Origin of the sequence: Microbacterium sp. NPDC064584, assembly GCF_040687315.1 — a bacterium.
GTDB lineage: Bacteria > Actinomycetota > Actinomycetes > Actinomycetales > Microbacteriaceae > Microbacterium > Microbacterium lacus.
In genome coordinates this window covers 354,802-370,049 of the sequence record NZ_JBFBMZ010000001.1, presented here as the reverse complement: position 1 = coordinate 370,049, position 15,248 = coordinate 354,802, and the positions used below count along the sequence as shown (strand labels likewise).

The following is a 15,248-nucleotide window of genomic DNA, read 5'->3' as shown; positions in this document are numbered from 1 at the left end:
ACCCGGTGGTCACCCGACGGTCCGCGAAGAGGGGGTTTCGCATGTCGGCGGTCGCACGTAGCCTGGGCGCGTATCCGATATCCCCCCATCGATCGGAGTGCCTTCGTGCGCCGTCCCACCGTTGTCTCGGCATCCACCGCCCTCGTCCTCGCCCTCGCGGGATCCCTCCCCGCCGCGCCCGCCACCGCGGCGACCGGGGGAGTCGTGATCAACGAGTTCTCCGCCAGCACCGCCGGCACCGACGTCGAGTACGTCGAACTCCTCGCCCCGCCGGGCACCGACCTGTCCGGCTACCGCGTGCTGGAGATCGAAGGCGATTCCCCCGTCTTCGGCGTCGTCGACGACGTCATCTCCTTCCCCGCTCCGGACGCGTCCGGCAGATCCCTCGCCTCGCTGCCCGCGAACGCGCTGGAGAACGGCACGCTCAGCCTGCTGCTGGTGACCGGCGCGATCCCCGCGCTGAACGTCGATCTCGACGCCGACGACGACGGCACGATCGACGCGGCGTTCGGTCTCACGGTCGTGGACGCGATCGCCGTGAACGACGGCGGCGCCGGCGACCGCACGTACGGCGGCACCACTCTCACCCAGGGCTACGACGGGCTGTCCTTCACTCCCGGCGGAGCCTCGCGCATCCCGGACGGCACCGACACCGATGCCACGTCGGACTGGGTGCGCAACGACTTCGACCTCGCCGGCATCCCGGGCTCCGCCGGCACGCTCGTCGCGGGTGAGGCACTGAACACCCCCGGCGGCGCGAACGCGACCTTCGTCGACCCCGGCCCGCAGCCCGGTGACGCGGACTGCGACGCCGAGACCGTCACGATCGGCTCCGTGCAGGGCAGCGGCGACACCTCGCCCGTGGTCGGGCAGGTCGTCCGTGTGGAGGGCGTCGTCGTCGGCGACTTCCAGTCCGCGGGCGGGCTCACCGGGTACTTCATCCAGGATGCCGGTGACGGCGATCCCGCCACGTCCGACGGTGTCTTCATCTATGCACCCGGTGCCGCCACCGATGTGTCCACGGGAGACGTGGTGAACGTCGCCGGCACGGTGAGCGAATTCGCCTCCGCCGGCGGGTCGCTCACGGAGATCACCGTGGGCGGGGTGGAGGTCTGCGCGACCGGCGCCGCGCTGCCGGCGCCCACGGCGCTCACCCTCCCGGCCGACGTGGGCGCCCGTGAGGCCCTCGAGGGCATGGCGGTCACGCTCCCGCAGTCGCTGTCGATCCTCGAGTACTTCGAGTACAGCCGGTTCGGCAGCGTCGAGGTCGGCCTCACGCGACAGATGCAGCCGACCGCGGTGTTCGAGCCCGGCTCGGCCGAGGCGACCGCGCTCGCCGCGCAGAACTCCCTCGAGCGCATCACGCTCGACGACGGCCTGGGCGCGCAGAACCCCGATCCGCTCCGCCACCCCGACGGCGCCGAGTTCACCCTGGCGAACTCGTTCCGCGGCGGCGACCTGCTCACGGGCATCACCGGAGTGCTGGACTACCGCTTCGGCGGATGGGCGATCCAGCCGACCGGCGCCGCCGAGTACACGGCCGCCAACCCGCGCGGCGGCGTGCCGGAGGTCGGCGGCGAGGTGACGGTCGCGAGCTTCAACGTGCTGAACTACTTCACGACCCTCGGCGACCGCGGTGCGAACACCGCGGCGGAGTTCGAGCGCCAGCAGGCGAAGATCGTCAGCGCGATCACCCAGATCGACGCGGACATCACCGGGCTCATCGAGATCGAGAACAACGGGACGGCGGTCGCCGCCCTCGTGGACGCGCTCAACGCCGCCGCCGGCGCGGGCACGTACGCGTTCATCCCGACCGGAGTGGTCGGCACGGACGCGATCACCACGGCACTCATCTACCAGCCGGCTGCCGTGCAGCCGCAGGGCGACGTCGCGGTGCTCACCTCGGCGATCGACCCGCGGTTCCGAGACAACAACCGGCCGGCGCTCGCGCAGACCTTCGCGCAGGTCGGGGGAAGCGAGCCGGTCACCGTCGTCGTGAACCACTTCAAGTCGAAGGGATCGGACTGCAACGCGCTGGGCGACCCCGACCTCGGTGACGGTGCGGGCAACTGCAACATCACCCGCACGCTGGCCGCGACAGCGCTCGCGGACTGGCTCGCGGGCGACCCGACCGGTCAGGGCGCCGGCCGCGAGCTCATCATCGGCGACCTGAACTCGTACGACAAGGAAGACCCGATCGACGCACTCCGCGACGCGGGCTTCACCGACATGGTCGCGGAGTTCCAGGGTGAGAACGCGTACTCGTACGTCTTCGACGGTCAGCTCGGGTATCTCGATTACGCGCTGGCCGGCACGTCGCTCGCCGAGGACGTCACAGGTGCCGAGCACTGGCTGATCAACGCGGACGAGCCGACGGTGCTCGACTACAACACCGAGTTCAAGTCGGCCGATCAGGTCGCCGAGTTGTACGCGCCCGATGCGTACCGCTCGAGCGACCACGACCCGGTCGTCGTGGGCCTCGACCTCACGCTGCCCGACACGACACCCCCGACGCTCGAGCCGACCGCGTCTCCGGATTCGGTGTGGCCGCCGAACAGCAAGCCGCGCCAGGTCACGATCTCGGTCGATGCGGCGGATGACTCCGGCGATGTGAGCGTGGAGCTCGTCTCGGCGGTCGCGGCCGGAAACCGCAAGGCGGCCCTGACGCAGCTGAGCGACACGCGGTTCACGGTCATCGCCGCACACCGCTCGGTGTACACCTTCACCTACCGCGCGACCGACGCCGCCGGCAACGCCACGACCGAGACGGTCACGGTCCGCGTCGAGAAGTAGCCGCGGGTGCCGGCGGTCAGCCCTTCACGGGGCGGATCGCCGGCTCCAGCTGCCGGAAGAGTGCGGTGCTGCCGCGCTCGATCATCTCCAGCACGTCGTCGAACATGGCGGGGCCCGCGTAGTAGGGGTCGGGCACGTCGAGGGTGAGTCCGCCCTGCTCGAAGGACATGAGCAGCGCGATCTTGTCGGCGTCGGCATCCGTCCTCGCCCACCCGCGGAGAATGCGCTCATGGCTGCGGTCGAGCGCGACCACGAGGTCGTTGCGCGCGAAATCCGCGTGCGTGAACTGCTTCGCGCGGTGCCTGGTGCCGTCGTAGCCGTGCCGGTCGAGCGCGTCGATCGTGCGCTGATCGGCTCGTTCGCCGACGTGCCAGTCCCCGGTGCCGGCGCTCGTCGATGCCACCCGGTCGCTGAGCCCGGCCGCGTCGGCGAGCGACCGGAAGACGACCTCCGCCATCGGCGAGCGGCAGATGTTGCCGGTGCAGACGAAGACGACGTGGAAGGGCTCCACGGCGCGAACGGTCATCCACCCATTCTGCGACCGGGAGGCGGTTCCTGCACAACGCGGTCATGACACCCGTTGTCCCCAATCGCGCCGAGCGCGCCGTGTGCGGCTCGCGACGCCGGTCAGACTCCTTCCATGGCGAGCCCCTTCGACGAAGCTCTGACGGCGGCCGACGCCGGCGCGTGGGCCCGAGCTCTCGAGGCGTTGTCGAGCGCCGAGAGACGCCTCGATGACGCAGTCCGTCGACTCGACACCATCGCGGTCGGCGCCGTGCAGGCGGCCGAGCGCACGAGATGGCAGACGGATGCCGCCACCCGGTTCTTCGCCGCCGCCGACGCGTGGCGCCGCGCCGTGGCCGTCCTGCCGAGCGAGGTGGCCGCCGCGCGCGACGAAACGGTCCGCGCGCGCCTGCGCATCGAGTCCCGCGTCTGGACGGGACTGGAGTGAGCGACGACCTCGACATCCGCGGCGGTGGCCCGGTCGCTGTGGACACGGTGTCGCTCCGGGATGCGAGCGCCGCGTTCGCCGTCCTCGCCGCCGACCTCGACGAGATCGCGACATCGGTCGCGGCTGCGGGGCGGGCGCTGTGGGACGCTTCGACGGCGATCTGGGGTCCGGCGGAGACCGTCGAGGGCGCCCGCCGCCTCATCGCGGCCGCCGTCGATCAGGGGAACGGCATCGTCCGTGAGCTCCGCTTGGCCGCCGACGTGTACGAGCTCATCGAGCTGCGGGCGGAGCGCGCCGTGGCGGCGGCCGCGGACGATGCGGCCCGCGTCGCTCAGCTCGACGCGCGCATCGGCGGGCTGCTGCAAGCTGACCCGGACGTGGATGGATCCGCTCGCCGGGAGGTCCTCGCGCACGGTGCCTTCTGGCCGGCCGAGCTCGCCCGCCAGGCGCCGGGTGCACTGTGGTGGTTGGCTCCCGGTTTCGGCTCCGTCGCCGCCGGGGTCACCTGGACCGTGCTCCAGGGCATCGGGGCGACCCGGGCGGGCGCCGTTGCGTCCACCGCACGCCTCCGTGGTGTTGCGGAGCCCGTCGTCGTGTCGGCCCTCGCGCGTCCCGCTCCCGTGCATGCGCCGGTCTCGCTCGCGGATGCGGCGGCACGGATGCCGTCGGGGCAGAGCCGCATCCGCGTCGAGCGCTACGAGATGGCGGACGGCTCCCGTCAGTTCGCCGTCTACGTGACCGGAACCCGCACGATCGCCCCGGGCACGACGGAGCCGTTCGACATGGAGTCGAACATCGAGCTCTACAGCGGAGAGCGCTCGGCTTCGTACGACGCCACGCTCGCGGCGTTGCGCGACGCCGGTGCGCACCCCGGTGACATGGTGCACGCGTTCGGACACTCGCAGGGCGCCATGGTGACCGCACACCTGGCCGTGGAGAGCGGCTACGACACCGCGACCCTCGTCTCGTTCGGCTCGCCGGTCGAGGCGGATGTCGACGCCGGGACGCTCAGCGTGACGCTCCGCCACCGCGACGACCCCGTGACCGCGCTGGCCGGCGGCGGAAACGCGCCCGTCGGCGCACCCGGGAGCTTCGTCGCCGAACGCACCGCTGATCCCGCAGGTGGCGTGCACGACTTCGGGATCCCGGGGCACGGGATCGACACCTACGCGCACACGGCGCGGCTGCTCGACGACTCCGCGGATCCGCGGATGGATGCCGTGCGCGAGGTCTTCGCAGGGCTCGCGGGAGCGGCATCCGCCGAGGTGATCGAGTATGCGGCCGTGCGCGTCCCGGCCGTCCCGGCACCGGAGCCGGGACCGGCGGCGATCAGTCCCGGCGCTTCGGGCGCAGGATGATGCCGAAGATCCAGTTGATGAGCGAGATGATGATCGCCGCGACGACGCCCCACCAGAAGTCCTCGACGCGCAGGCCCCAGCTCCAGAAGCCCGTGATCCACGCGGTCAGCCACAACAGGAACGCGTTGATGATCAGGCCGATCAGACCGAGCGTGAGGATGTAGATCGGGAACGCCAGGATCTTTATCACCGTGCCGATCACGGTGTTCACCAGGGCGAAGATCGCGGCGACCACGAGCAGGGTGATCACGAACTGCAGCGTCTCGCCCGGCGGGAATGCGATCACCGAGACCTGAAGCGCCGGGATGAGGGTGACGACCCAGATCGCGAACGCGTTGACGACGACACGGATGAGGAAACCCATGGCGGTCAGTCTGCCACGATGGCCACGAGATGCCAGGCCTACAATCGGCAGGGTGACCGACGCCCCCGAGATCCCCGTCCGGATCCGCCCCGAGATCGCCGCGCTCCCGGCCTACAGGCAGGGAAAGCAGGCCGCGGCCGACGCGTTCAAGCTCTCCAGCAACGAGAACCCCTTCGACCCGCTGCCCGGCGTCCTCGAGGCCGTGCATGCCGCCTCGGAGCTGAACCGGTATCCCGACGCCACCGCTTCCCGGCTGCGCGCCCGACTCGCCGAGCGCTTCGGCGTGGGCGACGATGCGGTGCACATCGCCGCCGGCAGCGTGTCGATCCTCGCCCAGCTCATCCTCGCGACCTCCGGTCCGGGGGACGAGATCGTCTTCGCATGGCGCTCGTTCGAGGCCTACCCCGGTCTCGCGATCGTCGCCGGTGCGACGCCGGTGCAGGTGCCGCTCACGGAGGATGCCCGGCATGACCTGCCCGCGATGGCCGCGGCCGTCACCGGACGCACCCGCGCGATCATCGTGTGCACCCCCAACAACCCGACCGGCCCGATCGTCACACAGGCCGAGTTCGATGCGTTCGCCGATGCCGTTCCCGACGATGTCCTGATCATCCTCGACGAGGCGTACGCGGAGTTCGTGACGCGGCCGGACTCCGTGGACGGGCTGAAGGTGCTCGGCGGCGAAGGCCGGGCGAACGTCGTGGTGCTCCGAACCTTCTCGAAGGCATTCGGGCTCGCCGGGCTCCGCGTCGGCTATGCGATCGGCCACCCGCGGATCCTCGACGCCGCCCGCAGCACGAGCATCCCGCTCTCGGTCACGGCGCACGCGGAGGAGGCGGCGCTGGCGAGCCTCGACCGCGAGGAGGAGCTCATGCAGCGCGTGCGCGTGCTCGCGGAGCGCCGCGACCGTCTCGCCGCCGCCCTGCGCGCGATCGGCTGGAAGATCCCCGACGCCCAGGGGAACTTCGTGTGGCTCCCCGCCGGACGCGAGACGCTCGAGATCGCCGAGGCGTTCAGCGCGGCGGGTCTCATCGTGCGCCCGTTCGCCGGCGACGGTCTGCGGATCAGTGTGGGCGAAGAGGACTCTGTCGAGAAGGTCCTATGGATCGCGGCATCCGTTGTGAAGGACCTCCCAGAGGACCACTCGGGGCGCGGGCTAGCGTAGGCAGGGTGACTGTGCCCGAGAACGCCGTGCCGGATTCCGCAGCGCCCGATCTCGTGCGCGTCCTCGCCGCGGACGGATCCCTCGCGCCGACCCCGGCCGCCGAGCGCTACCTCGAGATCATCGACGCGCTGACGGATGCCGACCTCGAGGGCTTCTACCGTGACATGTCCGTGATCCGGGCCTTCGACCAGCAGGCGACCAACCTGCAGCGCCAGGGCCAGCTCGCGCTCTGGCCCCCGAGCTTCGGGCAGGAGGCGGCGCAGGTCGGATCCGCCCGGGCGGCTCGCGCGCAGGACCACTTGTTCCCCTCGTACCGCGAGCACGTCGTCTGCACGATCCGGGGCGTGGATCCGGTCGACATCATCCGCGTGATGCGCGGGCTCACGCACGGCGGGTGGAACCCGTACGACCCGAAGAACGGCAACACGCACATCTACACGCTCGTGCTCGGCTCGCAGACGCTGCACGCGACGGGCCTGGCGATGGGCCTCGTCTTCGACGGCAAGTCGGGATCGGGCGACCCCGAGCGCGACGAAGCCGTCATCGTCTACTACGGCGACGGCGCGTCCAGCCAGGGCGACGTGCACGAGGCGATGGTGTTCGCCGCGAGCTACCGCACCCCCGAGGTGTTCTTCCTGCAGAACAACCAGTGGGCGATCTCGGTGCCGGTCGCGACCCAGTCGCGGTCACCGCTGTACCGCCGGGGGGAGGGGTACGGCATCCCGAGCGTGCAGCTCGACGGCAACGACGTGCTCGCAAGCTACGCCGTGACCCGCGTCGCCCTCGACGAGGCTCGTGCCGGTGGCGGCCCGCGGGCGATCGAGGCGATGACGTACCGCATGGGCGCGCACACCACGAGCGACGACCCCACGAAGTACCGCACCTCGGACGAGGAGGACTCGTGGGCCCGCCGTGACCCGATCTCGCGGATGCGCGCCTACCTGCGGGGACGGGGCGCGTCGGACGCGTTCTTCGCCGAGGTCGAGGCGGCGGGCGCCGCGGTCGCGGAGGACGCGCGCGTCCGGACGGTCGAACTCGGCGGGATCCCCACCGACCTCATGTTCGACCACGTGTACAGCGAGGAGCATCCGCTCATCGATCAGCAGAAGGCGTGGCTCGCCGACTACGAGTCCTCGTTCGAAGGCGGTGCCGCGTGACCGGGCAGCTCGAGACCCTGCCCTTCAGCCGCGCGCTCAACGCCGGGCTCCGCCGCGCGATGAGCGAGGACGATCGGGTCCTGCTCATGGGCGAGGACATCGGCAAGCTCGGCGGGGTGTTCCGGGTCACGGAGGGGCTGCAGGCCGAGTTCGGCGAGCAGCGGGTGCTGGACACCCCGCTCGCGGAATCCGGAATCGTCGGCACCGCGATCGGTCTCGCGATGGGCGGCTTCCGCCCCGTCGTGGAGATCCAGTTCGACGGGTTCGTCTTCCCCGCGTTCGATCAGATCACCTCGCAGCTGGCGAAGATCACGAACCGCCACGAGGGCGCTGTGAGCATGCCCGTCGTGATCCGCATCCCGTACGGCGGGCACATCGGCGCGGTGGAGCACCACCAGGAGAGTCCCGAGGTCTACTTCGCGCACACGCCCGGCCTCCGGGTCGTGAGCCCGTCGACCCCGAACGACGCGTACTGGATGATCCAGGATGCGATCGCGTCGAAGGACCCCGTCGTGTTCCTCGAGCCCAAGAGCCGGTACTGGCAGAAGGGCGAGGTCGACACCACCGCCCGCGCGCTGCCGCTGCACGCGAGCCGGCTCGTCCGCCGCGGCACCGACGTCACGCTCGTCGGCCACGGCGCGATGGTGGCGACGCTCCTGCAGGCCGCGGCACTCGCCGAATCCGAGGGCACGTCGTGCGAGGTGATCGATCTGCGCTCGCTGTCGCCGGTCGACTACGGCCCGATCCTGGACTCGGTCCGTCGTACGGGGCGCATGGTCTACGCGCAGGAGGCGCCCGGGTTCGCCTCCGTCGGCTCCGAGGTCGCCGCGACCGTGATGGAGAAGGCGTTCTACGCACTCGAGGCGCCCGTGCTGCGGGTCTCGGGCTTCGACGCCCCGTTCCCCCCGGCCAAGCTCGAGGGCGCCTACCTCCCGGATGCGGACCGCATCCTGGAGGCCGTCGACCGCACCCTGGCGTACTGACCGATGCCCTACCCCGCGAAACTGCAACAGCACGTCGAGAGCAAGGGGAATCCCCGAGGTCTCGGCGCTCGGATGCAGTCTCACGGTACGAAGAAGGTGCGAGAGGATCGAACATGAGCACCCAGACCTTCCTTCTCCCCGACGTCGGCGAAGGCCTGACCGAGGCCGAGATCGTGTCGTGGCGGGTCGCGCCCGGTGACACCGTCGCCGTGAACGACGTGCTGGTCGAGATCGAGACCGCGAAGTCGCTCGTCGAGCTCCCCTCGCCGTTCGCCGGCGTCGTCGGCGATCTCCTGGCCGACGAGGGCGCCACCGTGAACGTCGGCGCCGCGATCATCACGATCGCGAGCGCCGATGCCGCCGCACCTCCCGCGACCGCGGGTCAGAGCGAGCACGGTGAGCCGCACGAGCCGGACGGCGGCGGCTCGGTCCTGGTCGGCTACGGAAGTGCCGGCCACGTGCAGTCCCGGCGCCGCAAGCCCGCCGAGCGTCCGGTTCGCGCGTCGGTCGGCGTGGTCGCCAAGCCCCCGATCCGCAAGCTCGCCCGCGACCTCGGCGTCGACCTCGCCGACGTGGCGCCGAGCGGCGCGGCCGGCGAGGTCACGCGCGACGACGTCATGAAGCACGCGTCGCAGGCGAGCGTCTTCCGCAACATCCAGACGCCCGAGTGGGGTGCCGTGCGGGAGGAGACGATCCCCGTCCCGGCGACGGATGCCGCGGCATCCGCCCCCGCGACGCCCGAGCCGCACGCACCGGCGGCCGATGACCGCGAGGAGTCGATCCCGGTGCGCGGTGTCCGCAAGGCGACGGCGAGCGCGATGACCAGCAGTGCGTACTCCGCACCGCACGTATCGGTCTGGGTCGATGTCGACGCTTCGCGCACGATGGAGCTCGTGAAGCGGCTGAAGACCTCACCGGACTTCGCCGACGTCAAGGTCTCGCCGCTGCTCATCATGGCCCGCGCGGTCATCTGGGCGGTGCGCCGCACCCCCATGGTGAACGCGGCGTGGGTCGACGGCGAGGACGGAGCGTCGATCCGCGTGCGTCACTACGTGAACCTCGGCATCGCGGCGGCGACTCCGCGGGGCCTGCTCGTCCCCAACATCAAGGACGCGCAGGATCTCAACACGCGCGAGCTCGCCCGGGCGCTGGAGAAGCTGACCCTCACGGCGCGCGACGGCAAGACGAGCCCCGCCGACCAGCAGGGCGGCACGATCACGATCACGAACATCGGTGTCTTCGGCGTCGATGCGGGCACCCCGATCATCAACCCGGGCGAGGTCGGCATCATCGCGCTCGGCGCGATCCGGCAGAAGCCGTGGGTCGTCGACGGGGAGATCCGTCCGCGGTGGGTCACGACGGTCTCCGGTTCGTTCGATCACCGCGTCGTCGACGGCGACGGCATCTCGCGCTTCGTCGCCGATGTCGCCTCGGTCCTCGAGGAGCCCGCGCTGCTGCTGGACTGAGCCGGGTTCAGCGGATTCATAGCGACGAGCGCATACGATCGTCGCATCAAGGGGAGTACTCCCGACGCGGTGGAGCCGTCATCACGGATGCGATCAGCATCCCGGCTCGCCGGCCCGGATTCCGGGTGGAGGAGACCTTGGCATCACCCGATCGCCAACGTCTCGAAAGGCCCCTCATGAGCACCTTCAACCGTCTGTTCGACCTCGCCGGCAAGGCCCTGGGCGACAAGACCCGCACATCCGCCGGTTCCGGGGGAGCCGCATCCACCGACTGGCGTTCGATGGTCCAGAAGGCCGCCGACTCGCTCACGGGCGAGAAGCGTCCCGTCTCGACCACGCCGCCGCCGGCTCCCGGGTCGCCCGCCGCGACGACGGGTTCGAATGCCGCGATGACGGATGCCGACCGCGCGGCGATCGCCCGGTACGACTATCTGATGCAGACCGCCGACCCGCAGCAGATCGAGCGCATCCACCGCGATGCGTTCGCGCGGCTCACGCCCGCCCAGCGTGCCGAGGTGCAGGCGCGGATGAACGCCGAGCTGCCGTCCTACGAGCAGCCGCGCTCGGCGGACCCGGCCGATCTCGCCCGAGCCGCCGCCCGGACCGAGGCCATGCAGCCGGGACGCATGCGCGGCCTCCTCGGTCGCGCCGGCGGTAAAGCCGGACTCGTGGGTGCGGGTGCTGCCGCGGGCGGTGTGCTCGGACTCGTCGCGGGCGGCGCGATCGCGAGTGCGGTCGCGCTTCCGCTCCTCGCGCAGGCCGCGTCGTTCGGCGTGGACTTCGAGTCGATGGCGGCGGGCATCGATCCCGAGGCGCTCGTGGGCGACGGGCTCGGCGCGGTCGGCGAGCAGGTCTCGGGCCTCGGTGAGCAGGTCACCGGATTCGGCGAGGGGCTGTCCGACTTCGGCATCCCGGGTCTGGGCGACCTCTTCGGACGCTGATCCGCCGCTGATTTCCGGAGACTACGATCGCCGCATGGCTTTCGGAGGACTGCATCCCGACGCTCCGGTGTTCTTCCGCGATCTCGCGGTGAACAACACGAAAGCGTGGTGGACGGCGAACAACGAGCGCTATCTCGCGCACGTCCGCGGTCCGTTCGAGGAGCTCGCGATGCAGCTCGAACCCGAGTTCGGCGATGTGAAGATCTTCCGCCCGTACCGCGATGTGCGCTTCAGCCCCGACAAGACGCCGTACAAGACGCACATCGGGATGGTCTCCCGCGCGCCGATCGCGCACTATCTGCAGCTGAGCGAGCACGGTCTCTTGATCGGGGGCGGGGTGTACGACGTCCCGCCCGCGGCGCTCGCTCGGTTCCGCGAGATCGTCGATCATGACCGGCTGTCGGCGGAGCTCGATGCCGTGCTCGCGCAGATGGATGCCGCGCACCTCGCGCCGATGACGGACGACGCGCTGCGCACCGCGCCTCGCGGCTACCCGGTCGATCATCCGCGCATCGAGCTGCTGCGCCTGAAGCACCTCGCGGTCGGGAACGAGGAGGAGCTCGCCGACTGGATGTGGACGGCGGACGCATTCGACATCATCAGCGACACGTGGCGCTCGGTGTCGGTGTGGTGCACCTGGGTCGCCGAGAACCTCGGAGACCTGCTGATCCGGCCCGAGCGCTCCCGCCGCCCCTGACTGCCGCTCGCGAGAGGGCAGAAATGTAGGGTCCCAGCGGCGTGTCGCCCTACATTCGTGCCCTCTCGCGGAGGAGCAGGCGGGCGGGTTTGAGAACGATTATCAATAGCGATAGCCTGGGGGTATGACGAACCCGCGCCGAATGCTTCCCGTGCTCGCCCTGTCCGCTCTGGTCCTCGCGGGGTGCGCGACCGGGACGGATGCCGCGTCCCCGGACGACGGCACGCTGCAGGTCGTGGCCTCCACGAACGTCTACGGCCAGATCGCCGAGGAGATCGGCGGAGACCTGATCGACGTGGCCGCGATCGTGAACTCGGCCGCACAGGACCCGCACTCGTTCGAGGCCACGGCCCAGGATCAGCTGACCGTCTCGAGGGCCGATCTCATCATCGAGAACGGCGGCGGCTACGACGGCTTCATCGACTCGCTCATCGAGGCGACCGGCACGGAGGCGCCCGTGATCACCGCGGTGGAGTTCTCCCACGACTGGCCGGAGAACTCCGGGCACGAGGAGTCGGCGGCCCCGGAGGACAGCGCGGCGCCCGAGGAGGACGACCACGACCACGACCACGACCACGCCCACGTCGAGGGCTTCAACGAGCACGTTTGGTACGACCCGCACACGATCGAGCACGTCGCCGAAGCGATCGCCGAGGAGCTCTCCGCCCTGCTGCCGGCGGACGCCGCCACCTTCCAGGACAACGCCGCGACCTTCGTCGCCGGCATCGCGGACCTCGAAGCCGGCCTGTCCGACATCGACGCCGCGCACGCAGGCGACGGCGTCTTCGTCACCGAGCCGGTGCCGATCTACCTGACCGCCGCCGCGGGACTGGAGAACCTCACTCCCGAGGCGTTCAGCGAAGCCGTCGAGGAGGGGCAGGACGTTCCGCCCGCGACGCTGCTCGAGGCGCTCGACCTCGTCAAGGACGGCAGCGTCCGCGTCGTGATCGTCAACAGCCAGACCGGTGGTGCGGAGACGACGCAGATCTCCGACGAGGCCGAGGGACTCGGCATCCCGGTCATCGCGTTTTCGGAAACGCTCCCCGAGGGCCAGACTTACCTCTCGTGGATGCAGGAGAACATCGCCGCACTGGCGGGCGCGCTGGCCGAGTGAGCGGCACCGCCGACTTCAGCGGCGCTGTCCTGCAGATCCGCGGGGCGGCGCTGCGGCGCGAGGGCCGCGAGCTGTGGGCGGGGCTGGACCTCGACGTGCAGCCCGGCGAGCTCGTCGCGGTCCTCGGGCCCAGCGGTTCGGGCAAGACCACGCTGCTGCGTTCGATCCTCGGCCTCGAACCCCTCAGTGCGGGCACGATCACCGTCGACGGGCGCCCGGTGCACGGGCCCGGAAACCGTACGATCGGCTACATCCCGCAGTCCCGCCCGCTGCCGCGTGACACCGCCCTGCGCGGCCGCGACCTCATCGCGCTCGGCGTGAACGGCCACCGGTTCGGTCTGCCGATCCCGCGGCGAGCGGATGCCGCACGCGTGGCGACGCTCGTCGACGAAGTCGGCGCCGCCGCGTTCGCCGACCGTCCGATCGGCATCCTCTCCGGCGGCGAGCAGCAGCGTCTGCGCGTCGGGCAGGCGCTCGCGGACGACCCCGCGCTCCTACTGTGCGACGAGCCGCTCACGAGTCTGGACCTCGCGAACCAGCAGGCCGTGATCGGGCTGATCGACCGGCACCGCCGGGAGCGCGACGCGGGCGTGCTGCTCGTGACGCACGATATCAACCCGCTGCTCGGCAAGGTCGACCGCATCCTGTACATCGCGAACGGGCGCTTCACGCTCGGGACGCCGGGCGAGGTCCTGCGCTCGGATGTCCTCACCGACCTCTACGGTGCCCACGTCTTCGTCCTGCGCGCCGGCGACCGGCTCGTCGTGGTCGGCGCGCCGGACGCGGAGGCCTCGCACCACCACCACGACTCGCACCACGAGGGCGGGGCGCACGCATGAACTGGGACGACATCGGCACCGCGATGTTCGGAGGGCTGCCCGTCTACGGCGAGATCCTCGCGCTCGTGTCGAACTCGGTGTGGGCGGGAGCGATCCTGGGACTTGTCGGCGGCCTCGTCGGCGTCTTCGTGATCCAGCGGGACATGGCCTTCGCCGTGCACGGGATCAGCGAACTCTCCTTCGCGGGCGCCGCGGCCGCGCTCCTGATCGGCGTGGACGTCGTCACCGGCTCGATCGTCGGCTCGCTCATCGCCGCCGCCCTCATCGGCTGGCTGGGCGCCCGGGCGCGCGACCGCAACTCGATCATCGGCGTCCTCATGCCGTTCGGTCTGGGCCTCGGAATCCTGTTCCTCTCGCTCTACAACGGGCGCAGCGCGAACCGCTTCAGTCTCCTGACGGGTCAGATCGTCTCCGTGCAGACCGGGCAGCTGGGCTGGCTCATCGGCATCAGCCTGGTCGTGCTGCTCGGCATCCTGTTCATCTGGCGTCCGCTGCGGTTCGACTCGCTCGATCCGCAGTCCGCCGCGGCGCGCGGCGTGCCGACCACCGCGATCTCGCTCGGCTTCATGCTGCTGCTCGGCCTGATCGTCGCCGTCGCGGTGCACATCATCGGGGCGCTCCTGGTGATGGCGCTCCTGGTCACCCCCGCGGCCGCGGCCATGCGGGTCGCGACCGGGCCGCTGTCGGTGCCGCTGCTCTCGGCGGCGTTCGGCTTCGTCTCGGCGGTGGGCGGGATCCTGCTCGCGATCGCCGGGACCCTGCCGGTGAGCCCGTACATCACGACGATCTCGTTCCTCATCTACGTCGTCTGCCGGGTGATCGGCGCACGCCGTGGCCGGGTCACGCGGTCGAAGCCCGGGGCGAAATCCACACTTGCGGCCGCGTGAGCTCCCCGGGCCCGCGAAATCCCCCCGGCGTTTCACCGAGCGCGGCAGCCACCCCCTCCCGGCTCCCGCTCAGAGCCGCTCGGTAGACTCGCCGGCATGGCTCAGCGCAACACCTGGCAGCGCGATCGCGTGCGCGAGGCGCTCGCCGACGCTCCGGGGTTCGTGAGTGCCCAGTCGCTGCACGCGACCCTGCGCGACGAGAACACCGGCATCGGGCTGGCCACCGTCTACCGCGCTCTCGCCGGTCTCGCGGCTCAGGGCGAGGCCGATTCCCTGCAGAGTCCCGAGGGTGAGGCCCTCTACCGCGCCTGCTCCACATCGGGACACCACCACCACCTGATCTGCCGCTCGTGCGGTCTCACGGTCGAGATCGAGGCGACCGACGTCGAGCAGTGGGCGCGGGCGACGGCAGAGCGCAACGGCTTCACCCAGGCCGAGCACATCGTCGACATCTTCGGCCTCTGCGCGGCGTGCACGGCTGCCGCGAGCGAGCGTGACGCGGACTGAGAGCCGCCCGGTCGCCGCGCCGCGG

15 protein-coding genes are annotated in these 15,248 nt (G+C 70.9%); 13 read left to right on the top strand and 2 right to left on the bottom strand.

All coding sequences use genetic code 11. From position 1 onward, the window contains the following. The first annotated feature begins 105 nt into the window (after nucleotides 1-105). Entirely contained in the window at nucleotides 106-2,793 is a 2,688-nt protein-coding gene (locus AB0P18_RS01725; RefSeq protein WP_363358625.1) for an ExeM/NucH family extracellular endonuclease, read from the top strand. Nucleotides 2,794-2,809: 16 nt separating this feature from the next. Here AB0P18_RS01725 and AB0P18_RS01720 read toward each other — a convergent pair whose 3' ends face one another. After that, nucleotides 2,810-3,319: a low molecular weight protein-tyrosine-phosphatase gene (locus AB0P18_RS01720; protein ID WP_344050779.1), complete on the bottom strand. Its 510-nt coding sequence runs from the start codon at nucleotides 3,317-3,319 to the stop codon at nucleotides 2,810-2,812. A gap of 114 nt (nucleotides 3,320-3,433) precedes the next feature. Between AB0P18_RS01720 and AB0P18_RS01715 the strand changes: the two genes are divergently transcribed. Then, nucleotides 3,434-3,745, top strand: coding sequence for a hypothetical protein (locus tag AB0P18_RS01715; protein ID WP_363358624.1), 312 nt, complete (start codon nucleotides 3,434-3,436; stop codon nucleotides 3,743-3,745). Next, nucleotides 3,742-5,103, top strand: a complete 1,362-nt coding sequence (locus AB0P18_RS01710; protein ID WP_363358623.1) for a hypothetical protein — start codon at nucleotides 3,742-3,744, stop codon at nucleotides 5,101-5,103. The genes AB0P18_RS01715 and AB0P18_RS01710 overlap by 4 nt, the downstream gene beginning before the upstream one ends. Here the strand turns inward: AB0P18_RS01710 and AB0P18_RS01705 are convergent. Next, a complete protein-coding gene (locus AB0P18_RS01705) occupies nucleotides 5,075-5,467 on the bottom strand; it encodes a phage holin family protein (RefSeq protein ID WP_344050773.1) in 393 nt (130 codons plus the stop codon). The genes AB0P18_RS01710 and AB0P18_RS01705 overlap by 29 nt on opposite strands. 52 nt (nucleotides 5,468-5,519) lie before the next feature. On the opposite strand from AB0P18_RS01705, the gene AB0P18_RS01700 reads away from it, so the two are divergent. The 10 genes from AB0P18_RS01700 (at nucleotide 5,520) to AB0P18_RS01655 (ending at nucleotide 15,223) form a co-directional block, all read left to right on the top strand. After that, nucleotides 5,520-6,632 (top strand): histidinol-phosphate transaminase, encoded by a 1,113-nt coding sequence (locus tag AB0P18_RS01700; RefSeq protein WP_363358622.1) that lies wholly within the window; start codon nucleotides 5,520-5,522, stop codon nucleotides 6,630-6,632. Between the two features lie 5 nt (nucleotides 6,633-6,637). Beyond that, nucleotides 6,638-7,789 carry a thiamine pyrophosphate-dependent enzyme gene (locus AB0P18_RS01695; RefSeq protein WP_363358621.1) on the top strand — a complete coding sequence of 384 codons (1,152 nt, stop codon included), beginning with the start codon at nucleotides 6,638-6,640 and terminating at the stop codon, nucleotides 7,787-7,789. Next, nucleotides 7,786-8,772, top strand: coding sequence for an alpha-ketoacid dehydrogenase subunit beta (locus AB0P18_RS01690; RefSeq protein ID WP_344050767.1), 987 nt, complete (start codon nucleotides 7,786-7,788; stop codon nucleotides 8,770-8,772). Before AB0P18_RS01695 ends, AB0P18_RS01690 begins: the two co-directional genes overlap by 4 nt. Nucleotides 8,773-8,885: 113 nt before the next feature. After that, nucleotides 8,886-10,238 carry a dihydrolipoamide acetyltransferase family protein gene (locus AB0P18_RS01685; protein ID WP_363358620.1) on the top strand — a complete coding sequence of 451 codons (1,353 nt, stop codon included), beginning with the start codon at nucleotides 8,886-8,888 and terminating at the stop codon, nucleotides 10,236-10,238. A 176-nt stretch (nucleotides 10,239-10,414) separates the two neighbouring features. After that, entirely contained in the window at nucleotides 10,415-11,179 is a 765-nt protein-coding gene (locus AB0P18_RS01680) for a cation-transporting ATPase (RefSeq protein ID WP_363358619.1), read from the top strand. A 34-nt stretch (nucleotides 11,180-11,213) separates the two neighbouring features. Then, nucleotides 11,214-11,876 carry a DUF2461 domain-containing protein gene (locus AB0P18_RS01675; protein WP_363358618.1) on the top strand — a complete coding sequence of 221 codons (663 nt, stop codon included), beginning with the start codon at nucleotides 11,214-11,216 and terminating at the stop codon, nucleotides 11,874-11,876. 124 nt (nucleotides 11,877-12,000) lie between these two features. Continuing rightward, nucleotides 12,001-12,990 carry a zinc ABC transporter substrate-binding protein gene (locus AB0P18_RS01670; protein WP_363358617.1) on the top strand — a complete coding sequence of 330 codons (990 nt, stop codon included), beginning with the start codon at nucleotides 12,001-12,003 and terminating at the stop codon, nucleotides 12,988-12,990. Continuing rightward, complete coding sequence (locus tag AB0P18_RS01665) at nucleotides 12,987-13,829, top strand: metal ABC transporter ATP-binding protein (RefSeq protein WP_344050757.1); 843 nt, start codon at nucleotides 12,987-12,989, stop codon at nucleotides 13,827-13,829. The genes AB0P18_RS01670 and AB0P18_RS01665 overlap by 4 nt, the downstream gene beginning before the upstream one ends. Next, nucleotides 13,826-14,716, top strand: coding sequence for a metal ABC transporter permease (locus tag AB0P18_RS01660; RefSeq protein ID WP_344050755.1), 891 nt, complete (start codon nucleotides 13,826-13,828; stop codon nucleotides 14,714-14,716). The genes AB0P18_RS01665 and AB0P18_RS01660 overlap by 4 nt, the downstream gene beginning before the upstream one ends. A 96-nt stretch (nucleotides 14,717-14,812) precedes the next feature. Then, nucleotides 14,813-15,223 carry a transcriptional repressor gene (locus AB0P18_RS01655; RefSeq protein ID WP_344050753.1) on the top strand — a complete coding sequence of 137 codons (411 nt, stop codon included), beginning with the start codon at nucleotides 14,813-14,815 and terminating at the stop codon, nucleotides 15,221-15,223. Nucleotides 15,224-15,248: the final 25 nt, after the last annotated feature.